A 22,643-nucleotide genomic window follows, 5' to 3' on the forward strand; every position below is an offset into this window, starting at 1 on the left:
GTCAGGCGGCCCGGCGGGTCGCGCGGCGCACCACGTCGCGATAGCCGTGCGACAGCGAATCGAATCCATCATAGAAGCCTCGCGCTTTCAGCAGGCGGTGCATCCGCGCGAGCCGGTAGGGCGGAACACCCGCCGCCACGTGATGCTCGACATGATAATTGACGTGGTTCGGGGCGACCAGCAGCCGCTCCCACCAGGATACCATCGTGGTCGCGGTGTTCATGCGCGGATCTGCATCGCCGCGATCGGGCACGACACCATGCTCGCCGATCTGGCGGAGGCGCGCGATCACAGGATAGGCGAAGATCTGCGCGACCCACCACAGACCGTACGCCCACCAGCCGCCCGCCAGCGCGAGCACGGCGAACAGGCCGATATGAAAGGCGACCCAGGGCCATTGCTTGGCGATCGTAAAGCGCGCGAGCGACTGGACGAGATCGCGCCAGCCGGTGCGGCCGGTCACGTCGCGCATCAGCTTGCGACGCAGCGCCTGGGCGGTGATCGGATAACTGGCGACGAAGCCGAGATCGGGATCGTCGGGGGTTCCGGCATGGCGATGGTGCGCCAGATGGTAGGTGCGATAGTCCTGGAGCGACAGGTTGATCGGCGTCCCCGCGAGCCATTGCCCGACGACCTCGTTGGTGCGCCGGTCGGTGAACAGCGCGTTGTGCGCGCAATCATGCACGAGGATGCCGAGCCCGAGCTGGCGCGCGGCGATGACCGGGATCGCGGCGAGGATCGTCAGCGGGTTGGGCCAGATGATCGCGACGGCGAACGCGCCTGCGATCAACCCCCAGTTCACGGCGAACGCCCACCACGCCCGCAGATTAGACCGGCGCGTCAATGCGGCCAGTTCGTCCCTTGCAAGAAAATCGGTTACCTTCATGCTGGCGATCCTTCCGCAGCCCGAGTAACACGATAACGCAGTATGAGTCAAAAGATGTTACATGATTGGCGCGCGCCGGTGACGCCGAAGTCGCTCGCGCTGTGGTTCCTGTCCACAGCCGCGCCCGCGCCGCTGCGCGCCGGGACGCTGATCGATCGTGCCCGCATCATCGACATCGAGCCCGCTGCGGTGCGCGTCGCGCTGGGGCGGCTGGTGCGGGAGGGCCTCGCCGACCAGGCCGAGAGAGGCGTCTATTCGCTGGGCCCGAACGCGGCCGCGCTGCATGCAAAGGCGCGCCAGTGGTCGCGCGTCGAGGATGGCGTGCGTCCGTGGGACGGAGCGTGGATCGTCGTGCTGACGCACCATCTGGGCCGCATCAACCGGCCGCGGCTCCAGGCGGGCGAGCGGGCGTTGCGGCTTACCGGCTTTGTCGAGGCGGATACCGGCGCCTGGGTGCGGCCGGACAATCTGCGGCGCGATACGGCGTCGCTGGCCGGCGAACTCGCGGGGCTGGGGCTCGACGCGCAGGCGACCATCCTCGCCGGATGCGTCGCGCAGTCGGCGGACGATGCACGGTTCCGCGCCTTGTGGTCACCCGACCTGCTCGAGGACGGCTATCGCTTCTGGATCGGCGAGCTGGAAGCCAGCCAGGCCAGGACCGCGCGGATGCCGGTCACCGAGGCGGCGCGCGAAACCTTCCTGCTCGGGCAATCCGTCATCCGCGCGATCAACTCGGACCCGCTGCTGCCCGCCGATTTCGTCGATACGGAGCTGCGCGGCACGCTCGTGAACGCGATGGTCCGCTACAACGCCATGGCCCTGCACCACTGGAGCAAGGTTGGCTGAGGCGGACGGCCCGGCGGGCATCCATGCCGCCGAACGGTGATGCCCCCGAACAGTGATGCCACGCCGTCGCCTGCTAGAACCGAAAGCCCAGCGTCGCCATGACGTTGCGCGGGGCGGCCATGAAGCAGTCCCCACGCGCGAGGCAGGAGGCGAAACCACGGTTGTCCAGCAGGTTGGTCGCGTTGATCGCCAGGCGCCACTTGTCCCAGCTGATCTCCGCAAGCGCATCGACCGTCGTGCGCGACGGGGTGACGACCGTGTACAGCGTGCCGGGAGCGATCGCGGCGTTGAGACCATAGGGATCGAGCGCTCCGGTCGACTTGCTTTCGCCGCTATAGACTACGCCCGCGCCGAGCCTCAGCTGCGGTCCGCTGGTGTCGCCAAAGGTCTTGGTCGACCAGATCGACGCGGTGTGGCGCGGCATATAGTCGAGACTGGTGTTCACCTCGGAATCGAGCTGGCTGTAGCCATAGTTGACCAGCAGCTCGAAATTGCCCGGCAGGACGCGGCTCGCCTCGAACTCGACGCCCTTGGTGGACAATTCGCCGGACTGGGTGGTCACGTTGTTCGCCAGATAGAGGACGCGGTTGCGCTCCTTGATCTTGAAACCGGTCACGGTGACCAGCGTCCGGAGATCGGGCTGCCACTTCACCCCGGCCTCATATTGCGTGCCCAACTGCGGTTTGAAGGGGTCGGTCGGGACGCCGCCAGGGCCCGTCAGCCGGCCGGCGATCGGCAGGAAACTCTCGGTGTAGCTGAAGAAGGGCGAGAAGCCTGCGCCGACCTCTCCGATGATGCCGGCGCGGAAGGTGGTGGCGTTGTCCTCCTGACCCGACGAGTTGGTCACATGGTCGCGGCGGGCGCCGACGATCACCGACACGCGGTCGAAGAGGCGGATCTGGTCCTGTACGTAGACGCCGAGCTGCTTCTGCGAATCATAGGCGAACGGGCCGCTGGGGTCGTAGGTCCGCAGCGAATCATAATCGATGTCGTAGAGATCGACCGTCTCCAGCGCCGTGGTCGCGAACCGCTTGCCGACCTTGTTCCAGCTATAGTCGAGGCCGGCCAGCAGCGTGTGCTCGATGTTCGCGCCTGTGTTGAACTTGAGCTGGACGTTGTTGTCGGTCGAGAAGACGTTCATCCGCGCATCGCTGGCCTCGGCGTACAGCCCGATGGTGCGACCATCGGTGCCATAGACCGCGAACGGATTGGTCGGGTTGGTATAGCTGTCGGCGTAATGGGTGAAATATTCGAGGTCGCTGTCGATGTATCGTGCCTTCAGGCTGATACGGAGATTGTCGGAGAAGCGGTGGACCAGCGACCCGCCACCCTGGAGCGAGCGGCCGGCATACCGGTCCCAGCCGGCCTTGCCGACGAAGGTGTAGGGATCGAGCCGCCCGCCCGGATTGTCGGGATTGGGCGCGAAGGTGCCGACGATCGGCAGGAACTGCGAGGTCGAGCCGGTATCGTCCTTCTGGTACAGGCCGGTCAGGATCAGGTCGGTATCCGGCGTCGGCTGCCAGCGGATCGACGGCGCGAACATCACGCGGTCGTCGGGAACATGATCGATGAAGGTATCGGCGTCCCGCACGCGCCCGACCGCACGGATCGCCAGCGTGTCGCCGAGCGCCAGGTTGACATCCCCCAGCGCCTCCTTGCGGTCATAGCTGCCATAGACGAGGTTCAACTCGCCGCCGGTGCGGAACTCGGGCGTCTTGGAAACGAGGTTGACGAGACCGCCGATCGAGCCCTGCCCGAACAGCACCGATGCCGGGCCACGTACGATCTCGACCCGCGAGAAATTATACGGGTCCGAGGGGATGCTGGCATAATAGGAGAAGATGTCGCGCATGCCGTCGCGGAACTGCAGCGCGCTGATGCCGCGCACGTTGAAGCCATCGACCCGCGTATCGCGGCCATAGGGATTGGCGAGGACGCCGGCGGCATACTTTACCGTGTCGCTGATGTTGATTGCGCCCTGCGACAGATACTGGTCCGCCGGGATGATGGTCAGCGGCTGCGGCAACTCGATCAGCGGGGTTTCGGTCTTCGTGCCGGCAATGGCGCCGGTCACCACGATTTCATTCTCCGGCGAAACCGGCTCGGCATCCTGCGCCCAGGCCGCAGAACTGGCCAGCACGCTCGCCATACCGGCCACGACAATCAACTTCCCCATATTCCGCCCCTTCGTCTCATTCCGCTGTGGGCGCTCTTATATATCTGCGATAGATTATCAATAGCATTAAGCCTTTGGTAGCTTTTCCCAGTGAAACGCGGACGCTATGCCGCCGATGCTTCCTTTGGCGAGCATATGCACCGCTCTGCCAAGTAAGTGACCGATGTTACGACATTTTAGTCTTTAGCCGCGCTATGGCAATGTGCGGGTAACCTGCGTCCTTCGGGGGGCGAGATCGTGTTCTGATGGCTCGTGTCGAAACATGCCGCTAAATCCCTGCGCGCTGCTTTGGTCTGGCATAGGACCGATAGACCGTGGAACAGCGGCCGATCGCGATCATGCGGCAATGATGCTTTCGGCATGGTCTTGATCCTGACCGTCGTGCCGTTTTGCTGGGGCAGTCTGATGGATCGGCCCGGCTAACGCCCGGCAATCCGCTCGACGATGATCTTGACTGCATCGCGGTCGAGGGGCGCGCGATCGATCGAATTGTGGATGCCGATACCCTCGATCAGCGCGTCGAGCGCGCGCGCCGTGAGCGGATCGAAGAAACGGCCCAGCGCATCGCGGCTGCTGTCCATCCATTGCTGCATGACGGCGCCGACTGCCGGATGACGCGCGGCAAAGGCGTATAGTTCGTAGCTCAACAACAGCGTGCGCGGTTCCGCCCAGACCTGGTTCGCGATGATGTCGATGACGGCCGTACGCGCCGTCGCGCGGTCCGTCGCGACCTCCAGGCGGGCGCGAAAGGCAGCGGAGGATTCCGCGGCCAATTGCAGGAAGGCCGCCGTGAGCAACTCCTCCAGCGTCGCAAAATAATAGGTGACCGACCCGAGCGGCACCTGCGCAGCCTCGGCGATGCGGCGATGGGTCGTTGCCGCGGTTCCGTGATCCGCAATGACCGAAAGCGTCGCATCGATGATGCGCTGCCGCCGAGCGGGATCGTTGCGCCGGGACTGTTGGGTCATCGCCTCTTTACCTAGATCTCGGCATGTGTACATATGTACATAACATAGCGGATGATTGGAAGGTAGCGGCCATGACGGAGGATCGGGTGAGCAGGCGGACGGTGATCGGTGGTGTGGCGGCGCTTGCCATCGCGGGCAATGCCAGCGTCGCGGCCGCGCAGGGCTCGGGAACCGCGGCACTTGGCCGCCGGGACGGTCGCTGGCTGAATGCGCCCAAAGCCTGGAAGGTCGCACCCGGCGGAGACCTGACGCTCGTCACCGACAAGGGCAGCGATTTCTGGCGCGAGACGCATTACGGCTTCACCCGGGACAGCGGCCATTTTCTCGGCTTCACAGCACCTGCCGCGTTTACCGCCCAACTGCGCATTCGCGGCCAGTATCAGAAACTCTACGATCAGGCCGGGATCATGGTGCGGGTCGACGAACGACGCTGGGTCAAGGCGGGGATCGAATTGTCCGACGGGCGCGCCATGCTGAGCAGCGTGCTGACCGACGGCAAGTCCGATTGGGCAACCGGCCCCTACGAGCATGATGCGCAGGACTTCTGGATGCGTGCGACCGTGGCAAAGGGCGTCCTGCGGTTGCAGGTCTCGGCGGACGGCAAGACCTGGCCGCTGGTCAGACTGGCGCCCTTTCCGATCGCCTCCGCCTATCAGGTCGGACCGATGGCCTGCACGCCCGAACGTGCCGGACTGGAGGTGCATTTCTCCGACCTGAGCATCACCGCGCCGTTGGGCAAGGACCTCCACGACCTGAGTTGATCGCGATGACGCAGAAGGAACGGATGCTGGCGGGCCAGCTCTACGTCGCCGACGACCCGGAACTCGTCGCGGACGCGGCGCGCGCCGCTGAGTGGCTCGACCGCTACAATCGCGCGTCGACAGCAACCGCGGCGGAGCGTCATGCGCTGCTGGTGGAAGGGCTTGGTCACGCGGGGCGTGGTGCGACGATCCGACCGCCGTTCCACTGCGACTATGGCTATAACATTCATCTCGGTGAGGGCGTTTTTCTCAATTTCGGGTGCACGGTGCTCGATGTCGTGCCCGTGCGGATCGGTGCGGGCACGCAGATCGGTCCGGGCGTGCAGATCCTCACCGCCGATCATCCGCGCGACCCGGCTCAGCGTGGCCAGATGCTCGAGTTCGGGCGGTCGGTCACGATCGGTCGAAACGTCTGGATAGGCGGTGCCGCGCTGATCCTGCCCGGCGTCACCGTCGGCGACAACGCGATCGTCGGCGCAGGCAGTGTCGTGACACGCGATGTCCCCGATGGCGTGACCGTCGCGGGCAATCCCGCTCGCCTGCTGAAATAGTGTCCGATCACTCATACACGCCAGCTCTCGCGCGGATATGAAGGAGTGCCCGAAGTAGCGAAACGAAGAGGGGCTTACGGATGTCGGCAAAGCCTTCGCTGGCACGACCTGCGGCATAGCTGGACGAACTGGCTCGGGCAGGATGACGTGCCCCCATGGGGGCTGCAGGCGCTGGGTGGCGGGAAATCAGAGGCGATGGTGCGTCGTTACGCGCACATGTCGGTGAAGCATTTGCAGCCTTATGCAGACCTGCTGATTTTCGGAGGCAAATCGGGTCACGCTGCGCCCGAGAGAGAAGGCCCCGGTCGAGGTCACAAAACTGGTCACAGTACGAGCCCGTTCGGCCCCAGACGTGTAGGTGGAACCGAGCTAAATGCCTTATACGCAAAAGAAAGAATGGTGGACGCACTTGGGCTCGAACCAAGGACCCGCTGATTAAGAGTCAGCTGCTCTACCAACTGAGCTATGCGTCCATTCCGGGGCGGTTTTGAGTGGCGCCCTGGTGTGGCGCCCCGCTGCTGGAGGCGCGCTGTTAGCAGACTCATCGGGGGCCGCAACCCCCTTTTCGTCGATCCGAGTCCGTTTTCGTCGATCCAGCCGCTTTTTCGCGAAATAAGCCGAATTATCCGGCCTACCAGCCGACCGTCTTGCGGTTCTGGCGGTCGATCGACATCAGGATGCCGAGGCACAGCAGCACGGTCATCTGCGCCGAACTGCCGAAGCTCACCAGCGGCAACGGGATGCCGACGACCGGCGCAAGGCCCATCACCATCATCAGGTTGATCGCGACGTAGAAGAAGATCGTCGTGGCGAGGCCGGCCGCGGTCAGCCTGGCGAAGCGGCTGTTGGCGCGCTGGCCGACCTCGATCCCCCAGCGGATCACCAGAAGGAAGGCGAGGATCAGCAGGCAGCCGCCGACCAGCCCCCATTCCTCCGCCATCGTCGCGAAGACGAAGTCGGTATGGCCCTCGGGAAGGTAGTCGAGATGGCTCTGCGTGCCCTGGAGGAAGCCCTTGCCCCAGATTCCGCCCGAGCCGATCGCGATCTTCGACTGACTGATGTGATAGCCGGTGCCGAGCGGATCGCTCTCGGGATCGAGGAAGATGAGGATGCGGTTGCGCTGATAGTCGTGCAGCAGGAAGTTGATCGAGAGCGGGATCGCGATCGCCGCGGCGATCGCGCCGCCAACGAACAGGCGCAGGGGAACGCCCGCAAGGAACATGACGGTCGCGCCGCCCGAGCAGATCATCAGCGCGGTGCCGAGATCGGGCTGTTTCATCACGATCGCCGCGGGAACGGCGATCAGCAGCGCGGCGGGCCAGATCCCGCCGAACCGGCGCGTCTCGCCGGGCGGGAGCATGTCGTAGAATTTCGCCGCCGCCAGCACGATCGCGGGCTTCATGAATTCGGACGGCTGGAGGCGGATGAAGCCGAGGTCGAGCCAGCGCTGCGACCCGCCCGATACCTTGCCGAGGATCTCGACCGCGATCAGCGACAGCACGATCAGCGCATAGGCGGGCAGCGCGGCGGCCTTCCACGTGCGCTCGGGGATGTAGGACAGCCCCATCGCGCCGGCGAGCAGCACGAAGAAACGGATGCCCTGCGACAGCGCCCAGGGCCGCAGCGAGCCGCCCGCCGCCGAATACAGCACGATCTGCCCGAAACAGCCGATCGCGATGACCAGGATGATCACCAGCCAGGGAAGCTTGGCGAGCGGTTCGGGGACGATACGGTTCATCGCGTGCGCCTGATGGGGATCATTCGGTCGGGAGTCATTGCTGGCGGTCCCGCGTATCGTCCTCGGCAACCGTGCTGCCGGGCGTGGTGAGCGCCTCTTGCGTCGCGTTGGCCATGTCGGTGGCATTGACCACCGCCGGAGCGTCGCTGGGCACGATCGCGTCGGTCTTGGTGGCGATCGCCGCGGGCGGGGCGGACTGCGCCTTGCGGTACGTCTCCGCGGTCGCCGCCATGCGGGTGCGGATATCGCCGCCCCAGGTCGGTTCGACCTCGGCGAGCGATTTCAGAGCACGCTCGCGGTCGAGCATATAGGTCATGATGTCGCGGGCGATCATCGGTGTGTCGAGGTTGCGCACGGTGTGGCCGTTATGCTCGAGCACCACCGCCAGCGCATAGCGCGGATTGTCGGCGGGGGCGAAACCGATGAACAGCGCATGATCCCGCATCTTGAACGGCAGCTGGCCGTTCTTCAGCACGCCCGAGCGCCGCTCCGCCATCGTGATGCGGCGGACCTGCGCGGTGCCGGTCTTGCCCGCGATCGCGACGCCGGGAATGAGCAGCTTGGCCGCGCCGCCGGTGCCGCCCTGGTTGATCACCCCGAACATCGCGTCGCGGACGCGCGCGAGATGCTCGGAATCGATCGCGAGGGCAGGGGAGTCGCGGTGGACGTGGTTCGCCAATATGCTTGGCTGCAACGCTCGCCCCGATGCGAGCCGCGCCGCCATTACCGCGAGCTGCAGCGGGTTGGCGAGCACATAGCCCTGGCCGATCGACGCGTTGAGCGAATCCGCCACGGTCCAGTCGTGCTTGTATTTCTTCAGCTTCCACGCCGGATCGGGGACCGTGCCGTAGCGCTGCGTCGAGAAGGGCAGGTTGAACTTCTGGCCGAGCCCCAGCACGCGCGCGACCGGCGCGATCGCGTTGTAGCCGACCCGCCGCGCCATCTCGTAGAAATAGATGTCGCAGCTCTGCATGATCGCGTTCTTGAGGTCGAGCGGGCCATGGCCGCTCTTCTTGTGGCAATGGAACACGCTGGTCCCGAGCCGCATCGCGCCCGAACAATTGATGCGGGTCGACGGATCGACGCCGGCGTTCATCAGCGCGAGGCCGTTCATCGGCTTGACGGTCGATCCCGGCGGATACAGCCCCTGCGTGACCTTGTTCATCAGCGGCACGTGATCGTCGTCGCTCAGCATCTGCCATTCGAGATGGCTGATCCCGTCCGAAAAGCTGTTCGGATCATAGGCCGGCATCGACACCATCGCCAGCATCTCGCCGGTACGTGTGTCGATCACCACGACTGATCCGGAGTTGGTGCCGAGACGCCTTGCCGCGTACTCCTGCAAGCCGACATCGATCGTCAGCCGCGCGGTTTTCCCGGGCACGTCGGGCTTGGTGGCGAGTTCGGCGACCAGCTTGCCGCGCGCGGTGACCTCGACGCGCTTGGCCCCGGCGATGCCGCGCAGTTCGGGCTCGAGCATCTTCTCCAGCCCGTCCTTGCCGAGCTTGAAGCCGGGCGTGACGAGCAGCGGGTCGCGCGTCTTCTTGTACTGCTCGGCATTGGGCACGCCGACATAGCCGGTCAGATGCGCGACCGCGGCGCCCGCCGGGTAGCTGCGCGCGAACCCGCGGGTGGGGGCGACGCCGGGGAGTTCGGGCAGGCGGACGCTGACCGCGGCGAACCGCTCCCAGTCGAGATTCTCCGCGACCTGGACCGGCTGGAACCCCGCGGCGTGCTCAAGGTCGATCGCGATCCGCTCGACTTCCTCGGGCGGCAACTGGAGGATGCGGCCGAGCAGCGGCAGCACGCGCTCCTTGTCGCGGAGGCGATCGGGGATGATGTCGACGCGGAAATCGGTGCGGTTGTTGGCGATCGGCACGCCGTGACGGTCGACGATCCAGCCGCGGCGGGGCGGCAGCAGCGTCATGTTGACGCGGTTGCTCTCCGACAACATCGTGTAGCGCTCGTTCTGCGCGACCGACAGCCACGCCATCCGCCCGGCGAGCATAAGGCCGACCGCGCCCTGCGCCGCGCCCAGCATCCAGGCGCGCCTGGAGAAGGTGTATGCCTGCGACATCTCGGTGACGATCCGCGGGGTATTCCTCACTCGCCGCCCCGCTTGTTCTGGATGAACGCGACGATCCGCGCGGCGAGCGGGAAGCAGAGCATCGTGACGACGATCTGCGCGATCAGCACGGTATCGACATGCGCGCCGACCGGCACCGCGATGAACCGGCCGCCCAGGATGCACGCCGCGATCAGGCCGCTCGCGATCAGCCAGTCCTGCCAGTAATCGCGGAACGCCAGGCGCTGTTCGAGCATGTCGATCCCGACGAACGCGAGCGACCACATCAGCACCGCGCTGCCGAGCGGCTGGCCACTGACCAGATCGTCGAACAGCCCGAGCGGGGCCGCCGCCCAGGGCCGGAACGCGAACCGCGCGAGCAGCCGCCACGCCAGCAGCATGACGAACCCGAACGGCGGAAGGAGGGGGATCGTCGCGACCACCGGAATGATCGTGACCAGCGATCCGGCCATGACCGTCGCCCAGGGGATCGCCCGTGCGCGGCTGGCGGGCAGCTTGGTCTCGAACGGCTTGTAGTCGACGCTGTCGACGACGCGGGGGCGGCTCATCGCGGCATGCTCATTGCTGCGCGATCGGGCGCGGCGGCGGGACCGGCATGAACACCTTCTCGACCAGCGCGAAGTCGAGCGTATCGGGATCGGCGAAGGTACGCGCCATCACCGAATCCGAGCCGGCCCTGGTCACGCGGGCGACCGGTACGCCGGGGCCGTAGATGCCGCCGGTGCCGGTCGTCACGAACAGGTCGCCCGCATTGAAGCGCACGTTGGTCGCGTTGACCGAGCGGATGTCGATCATCCCGTCGCCGCGCCCCGCCGCGATCGCGGGCAGACCGTCGCGGGTGCGGCGGACGGGGACGATGCTGTCGCCGTCGCTCAGCAACAGCACGCGCGCCGCGTTCGGCCCGGTCTCGACCACGCGTCCGATCAGGCCATCGGGACCGCGCACCGGCATGCCGGGCTTCACGCCGCTCCACCGGCCCGCGTTGAGCAGCGCAAAGCGCCGTCCGCTCGACGCGCTCGAACTCACCAGTCGCGCGGTCACGACGGGCTCGGGCGAACGGTCGCGGATCGCCAGCAGGCTGCGCAGCCGTCGATTGTCATACGCGATCGTCCGCGCCCGCATCAGCAGCGCCCGGGTCCGCGCGCGATCCGCCCGCAGCGCGACGTTCTCCTGCTTCACGAAGAAGTAGTTGCCGGTCGCATCGGGGATGCCCGAGATCGACGATCCGACCTTGGCAAGGCCCGTCGAGACCGGCGTGGTCACCCCTGCGACACCCATGCGCAGCGCCGAAAACGCCGGCGGATTGAACGTGGACGCGACGAGCAGCACCAGGCCCACCACCGCACCAGCGACGGCGAGCACATAGCCCATGAACACACCATATTGCCGACGTCGGGAAAACCCCGTGCGCCGGTCGCGGGCTGGCGCCATGCGCCTGTCCCCCTGTCTCGGGCGCCGCCGAAGCGCAGGGGCCAGATCCCCCGCGACTCGGACGACGCGATTTCGTGTCCGCGTGTCTTAAAGCAAAACCAACCTCTTAGCCGCTCATCAGCACGCCGCGGAACAACGGATCCTCGAGCGCGCGACCGGTGCCGAGCGCGACGCAGGTCAGCGGGTCCTCGGCGACCGTCACCGGCAGCCCGGTCTCGTCGCGCAGCACCTCGTCCAGACCCTGCAGCAGCGCACCGCCGCCGGTCAGCACGATGCCTTGGTCGACGATGTCCGCGGCTAGTTCCGGCGCGGTGTTCTCCAGCGCGACGCGGACGCCCTCGACGATCGTCGCGACCGGCTCGCTCAGCGCCTCGGCGATCTGGCCCTGGTTTATCTGGATCTCCTTCGGCACGCCGTTGACCAGATCGCGGCCCTTGATCTGGATAATCATGCCGATGCCGTCGACCGGCGGCTTGGCGATGCCGACCTCCTTCTTGATACGCTCCGCCGTCGCTTCGCCGATCAGCAAATTATGGTTGCGGCGCACGTACGAGACGATCGCCTCGTCCATCTTGTCGCCGCCGACGCGCACCGACGTCGTGTAGGCGAGGCCGCGCAAGCTCAGCACCGCGACTTCGGTGGTGCCGCCGCCGATGTCGACGACCATCGAACCGATCGGCTCGGTGACCGGCATGTCCGCACCGATCGCGGCTGCCATCGGCTCCTCGATCAGCCAGACCTGCGACGCGCCGGCGTTCGACGCGGCATCGCGGATCGCGCGGCGCTCGACCTTGGTGGAGCCCGAGGGCACGCAGATCACGATCTCGGGCCAGCGCGCGAACTTGCGCGGCCCATGCACCTTCTGGATGAAATACTTGATCATCTGCTCGGCGACGTCGATGTCCGCGATCACGCCGTCGCGCAGCGGCCGGATCGCCTCGATGTTGCCCGGCGTCTTGCCCATCATCATCTTGGCGTCGTCGCCGACTGCCTTCACGCGCTTGATGCCGTTGATCGTCTCGACCGCGACCACCGACGGCTCGTTCAGGACGATGCCGCGGCCACGGACGTAGACGACGGTGTTCGCGGTGCCGAGGTCGATCGCCATGTCGTGCGACATGAACTTGAAGAAACGCGAGTAGAAGGCCATTCAATCAGGGTCCCGTAATCCTGTCCGCCGGACGGGCGGACCGCCAGCAAAACATGCGCACACACATCATCTCGCGGAGCCCGCCGGTGGTTTCGAGCACCGGGTGCCTATACTATATTAAGTGGCGTTTGCGGGTCGCGGGATGCCGTCGCTTGGTCTAGACGCAAACCCATGTCAATACGGCGTCTCCCCGAGCATCTGGTCAATCGCATCGCCGCCGGTGAAGTGGTGGAAAGACCCGCCAGCGCGTTGAAGGAGTTAGTCGAAAACGCGATCGACGCAGGCGCCGGCCGCATCGCGATTCTCCTTGTCGAAGGAGGCACTTCGCGGATCGAAGTCGCCGACGACGGCTGCGGAATGACGCCTGCAGACATGGCGCTCGCGCTCGAACGCCACGCCACTTCGAAGCTGCCCGACGAGTTTATCGAATCGGTCGTGACGTTGGGCTTTCGCGGCGAGGCGTTGCCCTCGATCGCGAGCGTCGCCAGGCTGACGATCGAGAGCCGGATTCGCGGCGCCGAAGGGTGGGCGCGCACGGTCGACAACGGCCGCGTCGAGCGCGAAGGCCCCGCCGCGCTGCCGCCCGGTACGCGGGTGGTGGTCGAGGACCTCTTCGCCCGCGTCCCCGCCCGCCGCAAGTTCCTCCGTTCCCCTCGCGCCGAGTACGCCGCCTGCCTCGACGTCGTCCGCCGCCTCGCGATGGCGCGCCCGGATATCGGTTTCACGCTCGAACATGACGGCCGCCGCGCGCTATCGGCGACGCAGGTGGAGGACCGGCCGGGCAGGGTGGCCACGCTCACCGACCGCGCGCTCGCCGACAATTCGGTCGCGATCGACCTCGAACGCGAAGGCTTGGTGCTGGGCGGCGTCGCCAGCCTGCCGACCTACAACCGCGGCATCGCCGACCACCAATATCTCTTCGTCAACGGACGGCCCGTGAAGGACCGCCTGCTGATGGGCGCGATCCGCGGCGCCTATGCCGAGATGCTCCCGCGTGATCGCCACGCGGTGGTGGCACTGTTCCTCGACATCCCCACCGATCAGGTCGACGTCAACGTCCACCCCGCCAAGACCGAAGTCCGCTTCCGCGATCCCGCGATGGTCAGAGGCCTCATAGTCTCCGGCCTCCGCCGATCCCTGGACGCCGCCGGTCACCGCAGCCAACGCGCCAGCGAGTCCGCCCTCTCGATGTGGCAACCGGAAAACATCTCCTCTCCCCCCGGGGGAGAGGAAGGGGCCCGTCCGCAAAGCGGATGGGAAGGTGAGGGCGCGCCCCAAAGACTCCCCTTGGAAAATCGCCACTACGGCGCGGTAAACGATTCCCGCCCAACCTTCTTCGCGTCACCCCCACAGGCAAGAGCCGAACCCGCCTGGACGCCTCCACCTCAGACCACCGCCTTCCCCATGGGCGTGGCCAGAGGCCAGGTCGCAAAAACCTACATCGTCGCCGAGGCCGAAGACGGCCTAGTCCTGGTCGACCAGCACGCAGCGCACGAACGCCTCGTCCTCGAACGCATGCGCGCAGCCCTGATCGGCGGTACCATCGCGTCCCAGGCCCTCCTGATCCCCGAAGTCGTCGAACTCGACGAATCCGCCTGCGACCGCCTCGAAGCCCGCGCCGAAGAACTCTCCGAATTCGGCCTAGACCTCGAACGCTTCGGTCCCCACGCCATGCTGGTCCGCGCCACCCCAGCCTTGCTCGGCCAAAGCGACCCCAAAGGCCTGGTCACCGACCTAGCCGACGAACTCGCCGCCTTCGACGAAGCGCTGTCGTTGAAGGAGCGCCTGGACGCAGTAGCCGGCACGATGGCCTGCCACGGCTCCGTCCGCGCCGGCCGCATATTGTCCGTGCCCGAAATGAACGCGCTGCTCCGAGAAATGGAAGTCACGCCGCACTCAGGCCAATGCAACCATGGCCGCCCGACCTGGGTAAAGCTCGCACACGGCGACATCGAGAAGCTGTTCGGGCGGAAGTAGCCGATGAAATAGCGCCTATGGTTTGCGTCGAGCGCGGACGAGCGACCGCTTACGCCCAGCGGGCGGACGCTGCGGTGCTAACATCCAGGAATGGACGATGTCGCATTCCTCGCGTGTCGCCAGCCTTCATTTCAGCGTCGGCGGGGCGAAATCGAGCACGGTGCGCGTGTAGGTTTCGACCACTTCGCTGAATGGCGTTCCCGTCGGCGTTACGAGTAGCGCGCGGTTCTCTATGACGTGTTCAGGGATCTCCAGCGTCGGAGTCGCGCCCACGATCGGCGTGCCGCGATCCCAGCCGATCGGCAGGGGCGACCATAATAGCCGTGCCGACAGCGTCTGGCGGCGAAAGTGGAGCGGCTGCACGACGCGTCCGAAGGCGATGTCGCTATGGTCGAGCGCGGCATTCATCGCCGGGGTGAGCCGCGACGGCACGTACCAATTGTCGGCTTCCGACAGGATATGGCTGCCGCATCGCAGGCGTACCCGGCGATACCGGATCGGCTCCTGGTCGCTAACGCCCAATTGGCGTCGCTGATCGGCGGTCGGGGCCTTGGTGACCGAATAGTCGCGATCCGCGACGATCTTGCTGCCCGGCGCATCGATCCGATGGGCCGCGCACCAGTCGTCGAGCGCCAGCGTGGCGCTGTCGCGGGTGAGCAATTCGATCTCGAGGGTCTGGAGCGCTGCAAGGCCTTCGACCCGTCCGAGGGCGTCTCCCGGCCATGCGTGGCGCAGCGCGGGGATGGCTGAGGGCGGGGTAGCGGTGGAAGGCGCCGCGGACAGCACTGCGGCAAGGATGCCAAAGCGGACGATCATGCATGCTCCGATGGCTGGTAGGAGACCCGTCCGGACCGAAAGCGCGTGCGGCTCTCCAGTGCTGGTAGCGCTTGGCCACCGCCCCCGCCAGACAGCGCCGGTGCGGCTTGCGCTCTGGCGAGACCTTCGGCCGATGATCCGTTTAGACGGCCGTTGACCTCAAGATCCTTGCCCCACGATCATCGCGTTTCTGCGCGACGATCACGGTGCCGGGGTAGCGCCTTTGCGACGCGCAGGGCATGACCTTCCCATGGACTCCCTCTCCCTATTCGGCCTAGCCGCGGTATCCTTCACCCTGCTATGCTACGCCAAGGAAGCCGGCTCGCACTGGTGGACGCTCGGCTTCGCGTTCGGGTGCGTGCTCGGCTCGATCTACGGTTTCCTCCAGGGTGCGTGGCCGTTCGGGGTGGTCGAAATCATCTGGACGGTCGTCTCGTTCCGCCGCTGGCTCAAGATGCGCCAAGCCGTGCCGCCCCAAGCGGAACCGCTCGCTTGACAGCGCGTTGGCGCGCGCTTATTCGAACTCTCCCCGACACGACGGTTCCGGCGGCGCTTGTTTGCGTTCGTCGCTATCGTGCGTTTCGGTTCATCGCTAAGAGATGAGGTTCGTGCAGCCATGCCGGACCTCGTGGAGCAGGAGAACCAAGTTCATGGCACGTATCGCGGGTGTTAATATCCCGACCAACAAGCGCGTGGTGATCGCGCTGACTTACATTCACGGCATCGGTTCGACCAAGGCCAAGGAAATCGTCGCGAAGCTCGGCATCGCCGACACCGCACGCGTTCAGGACCTGACCGACCAGGAAGTCCTGCACATCCGCGAGACGATCGACGCCGATCACACCGTCGAGGGCGATCTGCGCCGCCAGACCTCGATGAACATCAAGCGCCTGATGGATCTCGCCTGCTATCGCGGCCTGCGTCATCGCAAGGGCCTCCCGGTCCGCGGCCAGCGCACGCATACCAATGCGCGTACCCGCAAGGGCAAGGCCAAGCCGATCGCCGGCAAGAAGAAGTAATCCGCTTTTCAACGGATTACTCCGCCGGCGCTGGTCCTTAGCGACCGCCCGGCGTCACGCAGATACAGGTCAGGAAATACACCATGGCACGCGAACCTCAGCGCATTAAGCGGCGCGAGCGCAAGAACATCACCTCTGGCGTCGCTCACGTGAATGCCAGCTTCAACAACACCATGATCACGATCACCGATGCCCAGGGCAACGCGATCTCGTGGTCGTCGGCCGGCGCAATGGGCTTCAAGGGCTCGCGCAAGTCGACTCCGTATGCGGCCCAGGTCGCAGCGGAAGACGCCGGCAAGAAGGCCGCCGAGCACGGCGTCCGCACGATCGAAGTCGAGGTCAAGGGCCCCGGCTCGGGTCGCGAATCGGCACTGCGCGCACTTCAGGCAGTCGGTTTCCAGATCACGTCGATCCGCGACGTGACCTCGATCCCGCACAACGGCGTTCGTCCTTCGAAGCGTCGTCGCGTCTGATTTCTCCGACGTTGTCCGCGCACGGTTGACCCTGATCAGGTCGAACGCGCGTCGCGGATGCATTTTAATGGCCGGCGGAAGTCCTTTTCGTCGGCCCCCAAATTAGGGGAAGCATGTGTCTGTCAACGCAAAGAACTGGCAGGAACTCAAGAAGCCCAGCGGCCTGGAGAAAAAGGCCGGTGGCGACACCAAGCGCAAGGCGACCTTCATCGCCGAGCCGCTCGAGCGTGGCTTCGGCCTGACGCTCGGCAACGCGCTGCGTCGCGTGTTGCTCTCGTCGCTGCAGGGCGCGGCCGTCACCTCGATCAAGATCGAGAACGTGCTGCATGAGTTCTCGTCTTTGGCCGGCGTCCGCGAGGACGTGACCGACATCGTCCTCAACGTGAAGCAGATCGCGATCCGCATGCAGGGCGAGGGGCCCAAGCGCCTCCAGCTCTCGGCAACGGGTCCGGGTGAAGTCAAGGCCGGCGACATCGCCGTCTCGGGCGACATCGAGATCATGAACAAGGATCTCGTGATCTGCCACCTCGATGAGGGTGCGACGCTCAACATGGAGCTGACCGCCGACATCGGGAAGGGTTACGTGCCCGCGACCGCAAACCGCCCGGCCGATGCGCCGATCGGTCTAATCCCGGTCGATGCGCTGTACTCGCCGGTACGTCAGGTTTCGTACAAGGTCGACCCGACCCGCGTCGGTCAGGACCTGGATTACGACAAGCTGACGCTGACGATCGAAACCGACGGCACGATCACTCCGGAAGACGCTGTGGGTTACGCAGGGCGCATCCTCCAGGACCAGCTCGCGCTGTTCGTCCACTTCGACGATTCGTCGGTTACGCGTTCGTCGGCCCCGATCGGCCAGGCAGCACCCGCTGCCGGTGGTGCGGAGCCGGCTGGCGACACCCAGCAGATCAACCGCTACCTTCTTAAGAAGGTCGACGAGTTGGAACTGTCGGTGCGCTCGGCGAACTGCCTCAAGAACGACAACATCATCTACATCGGCGATCTGGTCGGCAAGACCGAAGCCGAGATGCTGCGTACGCCTAACTTCGGCCGCAAGTCCTTGAACGAAATCAAGGAAGTGCTGTCGTCGATGGGTCTTCGCCTGGGTATGGAAATCCCCGGCTGGCCACCTGAGAACATCGAAGAGATGGCCAAGAAGCTTGAACAAGAGATAATGGGATAAGTGGTTCGGGGCTGAGTAATATCGGCCCCGACCTCTTGTTCACCCGCGAAGGCGGGTGCCCAGACTGGATCCCCGCCTTCGCGGGGAGACAACTAGGGTGACGGTGGCAGCCCTAAATGCCACCAGCTCCCGGGTACCTCATACGGCCCCTGAACGAACGAAAAGGTATTAAACATGCGCCATCGCGTAGGCGGCCGTAAGCTTCAGCGGACCTCGGCCCACCGTCTTGCTCTGTTCCGCAACATGAGCGCCGCGCTCATCAAGCACGAGCAGATCACCACCACCGTCGCCAAGGCGAAGGAACTGCGTCCCTACGTCGAAAAGCTGATCACGCTGGCGAAGAAGGGTGGCCTGTCCAACCGTCGTCTCGCGCACGGCAAGCTGCTCGACGATGCGCAGCTGATCAAGTTGTTCGACACGCTCGCGACCCGTTACGCGGATCGCAACGGCGGCTACACCCGCGTCATCAAGGCCGGTATCCGCATGTCGGACGCCTCGCCGATGGCCGTCATCGAGTTCGTCGACCGCGACGTCTCGGCGAAGGGCCAGGATTCGGGTCCGGTGATGTCCGACGAGGATTACAACGAAGCGGCATAATCTGTTTTCGCCGAAGCGCTGACCTCCCAATCCTCCCCCGCAAGGGGGAGGTGGCAGGCACAGCCTGACGGAGGGGGAGGCGGCGACAACCTCGGTTGCATATCCTCCCCCTCCGTCACCTTCGGCGCCACCTCCCCCTGGCGGGGGAGGATCAGATTTTAGTCCGATCAGAGGCCGCGTTTCCCATACGGGAGGCGCGGCCTCTTTCGTTACGGGGCTCATCCGGCTATGCGCCCGACATGGAGCACCCAGACAGCATTCTCATCGTCGATTTCGGCAGCCAGGTAACCCAGCTGATCGCCCGCCGCGTGCGCGAGGCCGGCGTCTATAGCGAGATCGCCCCCTTCCAGTCTGCCGAGGCCGCGTTCGACCGGATGCAGCCCAAGGGCATCATCCTCTCCGGCGGCCCCGCCTCGGTCACCACCGAGAACTCCCCGCGCGTCCCGCAGCGCTTCTTCGAGGCGGGCATCCCGATCCTCGGCATCTGCTACGGCCAGCAGGTCATGTCCGCGCAGCTCGGCGGCAACGTGATCGTCTCGGGCGATGGCGGCGAGTTCGGCAGCGCGTTCATCGAGGTCAAGTCCAACTGCGCGCTGTTCGACGGCCTCTGGGCCGAGGGCGAACGTCATCAGGTGTGGATGAGCCACGGCGACAAGGTCGACGCGATCCCGCCGGGCTTCACCCCCGTCGCCACCTCGACCGGCGCGCCCTATGCGATCGTCGCCGATGAGGCGCGGCGCTTCTACGGCGTGCAGTTCCATCCGGAAGTCGTCCACACCCCCGATGGCGGCAAGCTGATCGCGAACTTCGCGCGCCACGTCTGCGGGCTCAGCGGCGACTGGACGATGGCCGAATTCCGCGAGACCAAGATCGCCGAGATCCGGGCGCAGGTCGGCAAGGGTAGGGTAATCTGCGGTCTGTCCGGTGGTGTCGACTCGGCGGTCGCGGCGGTGCTGATCCATGAGGCGATCGGCGAGCAGCTCACCTGCGTCTATGTCGACCACGGCCTGATGCGCGCGGGTGAGAGTGAGCAGGTCGTCAGCCTGTTCCGCGGCGCGTACAACATCCCGCTGATCCACGTGAACGTCGAGGAGCTGTTCCTCAGTGGCTTGGCCGGGATCACCGACCCCGAGTTGAAGCGCAAGTTCATCGGCAAGACCTTCATCGACGTGTTCGACACCGAGGCGAAGAAGCTCGGCGGCGCGGAGTTCCTTGCACAGGGCACGCTGTACCCGGATGTGATCGAGAGCGTCAGCTTCACCGGCGGCCCGTCGGTGACGATCAAGAGCCACCACAATGTCGGTGGCCTGCCCGAGCGCATGAACATGAAGCTCGTCGAGCCGTTGCGCGAGCTGTTCAAGGACGAGGTCCGCGTGCTCGGCCGCGAGCTCGGGCTGCCCGAGATCTTCGTCGGCCGTCACCCGTTCCCCGGACCCGGCCTCGCGATCCGCATCCCCGGCGAAGTCACCAAGGAACGCTGCGACATCCTGCGCAAGGCCGATGCGATCTACCTCGAGGAAATCCGCGCGGCTGGGCTGTACGACACGATCTGGCAGGCGTTCGCGGTGCTGCTGCCGGTGCGCAGCGTCGGCGTGATGGGCGACGGCCGCACCTACGACAACGTGCTGGCGTTGCGCGCGGTGACTTCGACCGACGGCATGACCGCGCAGGCGTTCCAGTTCCCCGGCGACTTCCTGCCGCACGTCGCGACCCGGATCATCAACGAGGTCAAGGGCATCAACCGTGTGACGTACGACTACACCTCGAAGCCCCCCGGCACGATCGAGTGGGAATGATTTAGGCCCCTCCAGAGGGGGCCAAGACTACGCCACAATACACCGTAAGTATCTGATAAAACTTATTCTTATCGCAGCGACATTCAACGACATTCGGTGGGTAGCATTCGAATGCGTCAGGCGATCTGACGGTATCGCCTCCTCTTGTCCATCGCCAAAATCGCCGTTACCGTCAGGGATACAACAGCCCCTGACGGTCATCTTTTCCGCCTAAGCTACTGGAAGCAGTGCGCTTTTCGGATCGGGAGAGGTGCGTTTTAGGGGTGACGGTAAAAATGATCGGAGGCCCTGGCAATGTTGACCGATGCAGCACTCAAGCATCTGAAACCGAAAGAGAAAGCCTACAAGGTTTCGGACCGTGACGGCATGTATGTGCGCGTTGGGACGAATGGCACCATTTCCTTCCGCCTGGATTACCGTCTGAACGGCAGGCGCGAGACCGTGACCATTGGAAAATACGGGCCTTCTGGCCTGTCGCTGGCCCGTGCGAGAGAAAAGTGCATCGACGCCAAGCGCATGGTCCAGGAAGGGCTATCGCCTTCGATTGAAAAGCAAAGGGACAAGCGCCGGATCAAGGAGGCCAAGAGCTTTGGCCAATTCGGCGAGAAGTGGCTGGCTGCGGCGCCTATGGCCGACAGCACCCGCGCGATGCGCCGCTCAATCTTCGAGCGTGAGCTGCTGCCTGCGTGGCGCAATCGGCTCCTGTTGGAGATCACCCCCGGCGACCTCCGCGCTCACTGCCTTGCCATCGTGGATCGCGGCGCGCCCGCGACCGCAATCCACGTCCGCGATATCGTCAAACAGATCTACGGCTTTGCGATTCTGCACGGCGAGAAGATCGCTAACCCTGCCGACGAGGTCGGCCCGGCGTCGATCGCAACCTTCGCGCCAAAGGACCGGTCGCTGTCTCCCTCGGAGATCCGCGTCCTCTTCAAAATGATCGAGAAGGTGGCGACCCTGCCCACGATCCGGCTCGGCATGAAGTTTTTCCTGCTTTCGATGGTGCGTAAGAGCGAGCTGCAGGACGCCGTATGGGACGAGGTCGACTTCGAGAACGCGGTCTGGTCCATCCCGAAGGAGCGCATGAAACGCTCGAAGGCGCACAACGTCTACCTATCGACGCAGATGCTGGACATCCTGATCGCGCTGAAGACCTGTGCCGGCAATTCGAAATACCTCCTGCCATCGCGCTATGACGCCGACGCCCCCATGTCCCGTGCGACCTTCAACCGCGTCACGTACTCGGTGGTCGATCAGGCGAAGAAGGATGGGCTGCCGCTGGACCCCTTCACGGTCCACGACCTTCGCCGCACGGGATCGACCCTACTTAATGAACTCGGCTTCAACAGCGACTGGATCGAGAAATGCCTGGCACATGAGGACGGTCGATCCTCGCGGGGCGTCTACAATAAGGCTGAGTACGAAGTGCAGCGCCGCCATATGATGCAGGAATGGTCCAACACCGTCGGCGCCTGGATCGATGGCCGAAAATATGCGCCGGTTATCATACCGCCGGCGATGCCGCTGCTCGAACCCGATCCTAGCCTTTGACTGGGCGGGTCCGCCGATAGCGGACGTCAACCTGTTGGCCGCGATGGATCGGGCGAGCTCTCCTCGATGCGAGCCAAGCCTCCACCTCGGCGAGGTCCCAAACCACGCACCGGGACGAGAGCGCAAACCGCCGTGGAAACTCGCCTCGCTGTTCCATGCCGAAGATAGTGCTGTCGGCGAGCGGCACCATTTCTCTGAGTTGTTGGCGTCGGATGGTCCGGGTGAACGTCCCTTTTCCAGGCATTTCCATGGGTCGACTCCGCAATCGTTGGGATTGTCAGCGACTGAAAGCGAATGTCGTGCGACGATGGAAGTTCTTAACCGCGATCGGCGTAGTGTGGCGCAGGAAGACAGGGCCTCGGCGGGTTTCGGGATGGTTCGGTTACAAAGCGCGACCGAGGCGAGATTCCCGGCTCCGCATCAACCGAAAGAGCTCGGCTTGGTACAGCGCGTCGTGGAGTGCATCGTGATCGCCGTGGAGCTGGGGATTGATTTCTTCCGCGATGCGGCTTGAGCGGGTGTCCGTCCAAGTGCAACCCGACACACCCATCCAGAGCGCTTTGATGTCTAAGCGCCGCCCGGTCTGCGCAGGCGGCGCAAAACGCCCGATAGTCGCCAATCGGGGTTGGCGACTG

23 protein-coding genes and 1 tRNA gene are annotated in these 22,643 nt (G+C 65.1%); 13 read left to right on the forward strand and 11 right to left on the reverse strand.

All coding sequences use genetic code 11. The annotated features are described in order from the left end of the window. Position 1 precedes the first annotated feature (1 nt). A complete protein-coding gene (locus tag H8S47_RS06510) occupies positions 2 to 886 on the reverse strand; it encodes a fatty acid desaturase family protein (protein WP_187503114.1) in 885 nt (294 codons plus the stop codon). Between the two features lie 54 nt (positions 887 to 940). On the opposite strand from H8S47_RS06510, the gene H8S47_RS06515 reads away from it, so the two are divergent. Next, positions 941 to 1,732 carry a hypothetical protein gene (locus H8S47_RS06515; RefSeq protein ID WP_187503115.1) on the forward strand — a complete coding sequence of 264 codons (792 nt, stop codon included), beginning with the start codon at positions 941 to 943 and terminating at the stop codon, positions 1,730 to 1,732. Positions 1,733 to 1,805: 73 nt separating this feature from the next. Here H8S47_RS06515 and H8S47_RS06520 read toward each other — a convergent pair whose 3' ends face one another. Then, the gene (locus H8S47_RS06520) at positions 1,806 to 3,908 is read right to left on the reverse strand and encodes a TonB-dependent siderophore receptor (RefSeq protein ID WP_187503116.1); all 2,103 of its coding nucleotides are present in this window, start codon (positions 3,906 to 3,908) and stop codon (positions 1,806 to 1,808) included. A 419-nt stretch (positions 3,909 to 4,327) separates the two neighbouring features. Further along, a complete protein-coding gene (locus H8S47_RS06525) occupies positions 4,328 to 4,876 on the reverse strand; it encodes a TetR/AcrR family transcriptional regulator (RefSeq protein ID WP_187503117.1) in 549 nt (182 codons plus the stop codon). 86 nt (positions 4,877 to 4,962) lie between these two features. On the opposite strand from H8S47_RS06525, the gene H8S47_RS06530 reads away from it, so the two are divergent. From H8S47_RS06530 to H8S47_RS19195, 3 genes are read left to right on the forward strand one after another with little or no spacing between them, the layout of a single operon-like run. Further along, positions 4,963 to 5,637 (forward strand): DUF1349 domain-containing protein, encoded by a 675-nt coding sequence (locus tag H8S47_RS06530; RefSeq protein ID WP_214654976.1) that lies wholly within the window; start codon positions 4,963 to 4,965, stop codon positions 5,635 to 5,637. 5 nt (positions 5,638 to 5,642) lie between these two features. Continuing rightward, positions 5,643 to 6,188 carry a sugar O-acetyltransferase gene (locus tag H8S47_RS06535; protein WP_214654977.1) on the forward strand — a complete coding sequence of 182 codons (546 nt, stop codon included), beginning with the start codon at positions 5,643 to 5,645 and terminating at the stop codon, positions 6,186 to 6,188. A 45-nt stretch (positions 6,189 to 6,233) separates the two neighbouring features. Next, positions 6,234 to 6,623: a tyrosine-type recombinase/integrase gene (locus tag H8S47_RS19195; protein WP_398457785.1), complete on the forward strand. Its 390-nt coding sequence runs from the start codon at positions 6,234 to 6,236 to the stop codon at positions 6,621 to 6,623. Here the strand turns inward: H8S47_RS19195 and H8S47_RS06540 are convergent. The 6 genes from H8S47_RS06540 to H8S47_RS06565 form a co-directional block, all read right to left on the reverse strand. Beyond that, positions 6,586 to 6,661 (reverse strand) — tRNA-Lys (locus H8S47_RS06540). The genes H8S47_RS19195 and H8S47_RS06540 overlap by 38 nt on opposite strands. A 158-nt stretch (positions 6,662 to 6,819) precedes the next feature. Continuing rightward, positions 6,820 to 7,926 carry a rod shape-determining protein RodA gene (gene rodA / locus H8S47_RS06545; protein WP_187503119.1) on the reverse strand — a complete coding sequence of 369 codons (1,107 nt, stop codon included), beginning with the start codon at positions 7,924 to 7,926 and terminating at the stop codon, positions 6,820 to 6,822. 34 nt (positions 7,927 to 7,960) lie between these two features. Further along, complete coding sequence (gene mrdA / locus H8S47_RS06550; protein WP_187503190.1) at positions 7,961 to 10,003, reverse strand: penicillin-binding protein 2; 2,043 nt, start codon at positions 10,001 to 10,003, stop codon at positions 7,961 to 7,963. Between the two features lie 26 nt (positions 10,004 to 10,029). Next, on the reverse strand, positions 10,030 to 10,560 hold the full coding sequence (mreD, locus tag H8S47_RS06555; protein WP_187503120.1) for a rod shape-determining protein MreD: 531 nt from the start codon (positions 10,558 to 10,560) through the stop codon (positions 10,030 to 10,032). 10 nt (positions 10,561 to 10,570) lie between these two features. Continuing rightward, positions 10,571 to 11,443: a rod shape-determining protein MreC gene (locus H8S47_RS06560; RefSeq protein ID WP_187503121.1), complete on the reverse strand. Its 873-nt coding sequence runs from the start codon at positions 11,441 to 11,443 to the stop codon at positions 10,571 to 10,573. Positions 11,444 to 11,549: 106 nt separating this feature from the next. Continuing rightward, positions 11,550 to 12,593 (reverse strand): rod shape-determining protein, encoded by a 1,044-nt coding sequence (locus H8S47_RS06565; RefSeq protein ID WP_055878614.1) that lies wholly within the window; start codon positions 12,591 to 12,593, stop codon positions 11,550 to 11,552. Positions 12,594 to 12,764: 171 nt separating this feature from the next. Between H8S47_RS06565 and mutL the strand changes: the two genes are divergently transcribed. Then, positions 12,765 to 14,570 carry a DNA mismatch repair endonuclease MutL gene (gene mutL / locus H8S47_RS06570; protein ID WP_187503122.1) on the forward strand — a complete coding sequence of 602 codons (1,806 nt, stop codon included), beginning with the start codon at positions 12,765 to 12,767 and terminating at the stop codon, positions 14,568 to 14,570. Between the two features lie 126 nt (positions 14,571 to 14,696). Here mutL and H8S47_RS06575 read toward each other — a convergent pair whose 3' ends face one another. Then, a complete protein-coding gene (locus H8S47_RS06575) occupies positions 14,697 to 15,386 on the reverse strand; it encodes a hypothetical protein (RefSeq protein ID WP_187503123.1) in 690 nt (229 codons plus the stop codon). Positions 15,387 to 15,636: 250 nt separating this feature from the next. Between H8S47_RS06575 and H8S47_RS06580 the strand changes: the two genes are divergently transcribed. From H8S47_RS06580 to H8S47_RS06610, 7 genes are all read left to right on the forward strand, one after another. Further along, positions 15,637 to 15,882 carry a hypothetical protein gene (locus H8S47_RS06580; RefSeq protein WP_187503124.1) on the forward strand — a complete coding sequence of 82 codons (246 nt, stop codon included), beginning with the start codon at positions 15,637 to 15,639 and terminating at the stop codon, positions 15,880 to 15,882. Positions 15,883 to 16,036: 154 nt separating this feature from the next. Further along, positions 16,037 to 16,405 (forward strand): 30S ribosomal protein S13, encoded by a 369-nt coding sequence (rpsM, locus tag H8S47_RS06585; protein WP_056015521.1) that lies wholly within the window; start codon positions 16,037 to 16,039, stop codon positions 16,403 to 16,405. Positions 16,406 to 16,488: 83 nt separating this feature from the next. Further along, positions 16,489 to 16,878, forward strand: a complete 390-nt coding sequence (gene rpsK, locus H8S47_RS06590; protein WP_031395237.1) for a 30S ribosomal protein S11 — start codon at positions 16,489 to 16,491, stop codon at positions 16,876 to 16,878. A gap of 115 nt (positions 16,879 to 16,993) precedes the next feature. Further along, entirely contained in the window at positions 16,994 to 18,064 is a 1,071-nt protein-coding gene (locus H8S47_RS06595) for a DNA-directed RNA polymerase subunit alpha (protein ID WP_031395236.1), read from the forward strand. Positions 18,065 to 18,238: 174 nt separating this feature from the next. Beyond that, positions 18,239 to 18,661: a 50S ribosomal protein L17 gene (rplQ, locus tag H8S47_RS06600; protein WP_056047937.1), complete on the forward strand. Its 423-nt coding sequence runs from the start codon at positions 18,239 to 18,241 to the stop codon at positions 18,659 to 18,661. 239 nt (positions 18,662 to 18,900) lie between these two features. Continuing rightward, positions 18,901 to 20,457, forward strand: coding sequence for a glutamine-hydrolyzing GMP synthase (gene guaA / locus H8S47_RS06605; protein WP_187503125.1), 1,557 nt, complete (start codon positions 18,901 to 18,903; stop codon positions 20,455 to 20,457). A gap of 294 nt (positions 20,458 to 20,751) precedes the next feature. Beyond that, positions 20,752 to 22,008 (forward strand): tyrosine-type recombinase/integrase, encoded by a 1,257-nt coding sequence (locus H8S47_RS06610; RefSeq protein ID WP_187503126.1) that lies wholly within the window; start codon positions 20,752 to 20,754, stop codon positions 22,006 to 22,008. Here the strand turns inward: H8S47_RS06610 and H8S47_RS06615 are convergent. Beyond that, on the reverse strand, positions 21,998 to 22,258 hold the full coding sequence (locus H8S47_RS06615) for a helix-turn-helix transcriptional regulator (RefSeq protein ID WP_187503127.1): 261 nt from the start codon (positions 22,256 to 22,258) through the stop codon (positions 21,998 to 22,000). The two genes, H8S47_RS06610 and H8S47_RS06615, sit on opposite strands and share 11 nt — an antisense overlap. 57 nt (positions 22,259 to 22,315) lie before the next feature. On the opposite strand from H8S47_RS06615, the gene H8S47_RS06620 reads away from it, so the two are divergent. Then, positions 22,316 to 22,522 (forward strand): hypothetical protein, encoded by a 207-nt coding sequence (locus H8S47_RS06620; RefSeq protein WP_187503128.1) that lies wholly within the window; start codon positions 22,316 to 22,318, stop codon positions 22,520 to 22,522. Positions 22,523 to 22,643: the final 121 nt, after the last annotated feature.

This window comes from Sphingomonas albertensis (genome assembly GCF_014358075.1).
Lineage (GTDB): Bacteria > Pseudomonadota > Alphaproteobacteria > Sphingomonadales > Sphingomonadaceae > Sphingomonas > Sphingomonas albertensis.

Coding starts and splice junctions, on each gene's coding strand:
- H8S47_RS06510 (WP_187503114.1), bottom strand. CDS start 886: ATGAAGGTAACCGATTTTCTTGCAAGGGACGAACTGGCCGCATTGACG.
- H8S47_RS06515 (WP_187503115.1), top strand. CDS start 941: ATGTTACATGATTGGCGCGCGCCGGTGACGCCGAAGTCGCTCGCGCTG.
- H8S47_RS06520 (WP_187503116.1), bottom strand. CDS start 3,908: ATGGGGAAGTTGATTGTCGTGGCCGGTATGGCGAGCGTGCTGGCCAGT.
- H8S47_RS06525 (WP_187503117.1), bottom strand. CDS start 4,876: ATGACCCAACAGTCCCGGCGCAACGATCCCGCTCGGCGGCAGCGCATC.
- H8S47_RS06535 (WP_214654977.1), top strand. CDS start 5,643: ATGACGCAGAAGGAACGGATGCTGGCGGGCCAGCTCTACGTCGCCGAC.
- rodA (WP_187503119.1), bottom strand. CDS start 7,926: ATGAACCGTATCGTCCCCGAACCGCTCGCCAAGCTTCCCTGGCTGGTG.
- mrdA (WP_187503190.1), bottom strand. CDS start 10,003: ATGTCGCAGGCATACACCTTCTCCAGGCGCGCCTGGATGCTGGGCGCG.
- mreD (WP_187503120.1), bottom strand. CDS start 10,560: ATGAGCCGCCCCCGCGTCGTCGACAGCGTCGACTACAAGCCGTTCGAG.
- H8S47_RS06560 (WP_187503121.1), bottom strand. CDS start 11,443: ATGGCGCCAGCCCGCGACCGGCGCACGGGGTTTTCCCGACGTCGGCAA.
- H8S47_RS06565 (WP_055878614.1), bottom strand. CDS start 12,593: ATGGCCTTCTACTCGCGTTTCTTCAAGTTCATGTCGCACGACATGGCG.
- mutL (WP_187503122.1), top strand. CDS start 12,765: ATGTCAATACGGCGTCTCCCCGAGCATCTGGTCAATCGCATCGCCGCC.
- H8S47_RS06575 (WP_187503123.1), bottom strand. CDS start 15,386: ATGATCGTCCGCTTTGGCATCCTTGCCGCAGTGCTGTCCGCGGCGCCT.
- H8S47_RS06580 (WP_187503124.1), top strand. CDS start 15,637: ATGGACTCCCTCTCCCTATTCGGCCTAGCCGCGGTATCCTTCACCCTG.
- rpsM (WP_056015521.1), top strand. CDS start 16,037: ATGGCACGTATCGCGGGTGTTAATATCCCGACCAACAAGCGCGTGGTG.
- rpsK (WP_031395237.1), top strand. CDS start 16,489: ATGGCACGCGAACCTCAGCGCATTAAGCGGCGCGAGCGCAAGAACATC.
- rplQ (WP_056047937.1), top strand. CDS start 18,239: ATGCGCCATCGCGTAGGCGGCCGTAAGCTTCAGCGGACCTCGGCCCAC.
- guaA (WP_187503125.1), top strand. CDS start 18,901: ATGGAGCACCCAGACAGCATTCTCATCGTCGATTTCGGCAGCCAGGTA.
- H8S47_RS06610 (WP_187503126.1), top strand. CDS start 20,752: ATGTTGACCGATGCAGCACTCAAGCATCTGAAACCGAAAGAGAAAGCC.
- H8S47_RS06615 (WP_187503127.1), bottom strand. CDS start 22,258: ATGGAAATGCCTGGAAAAGGGACGTTCACCCGGACCATCCGACGCCAA.
- H8S47_RS06620 (WP_187503128.1), top strand. CDS start 22,316: ATGGAAGTTCTTAACCGCGATCGGCGTAGTGTGGCGCAGGAAGACAGG.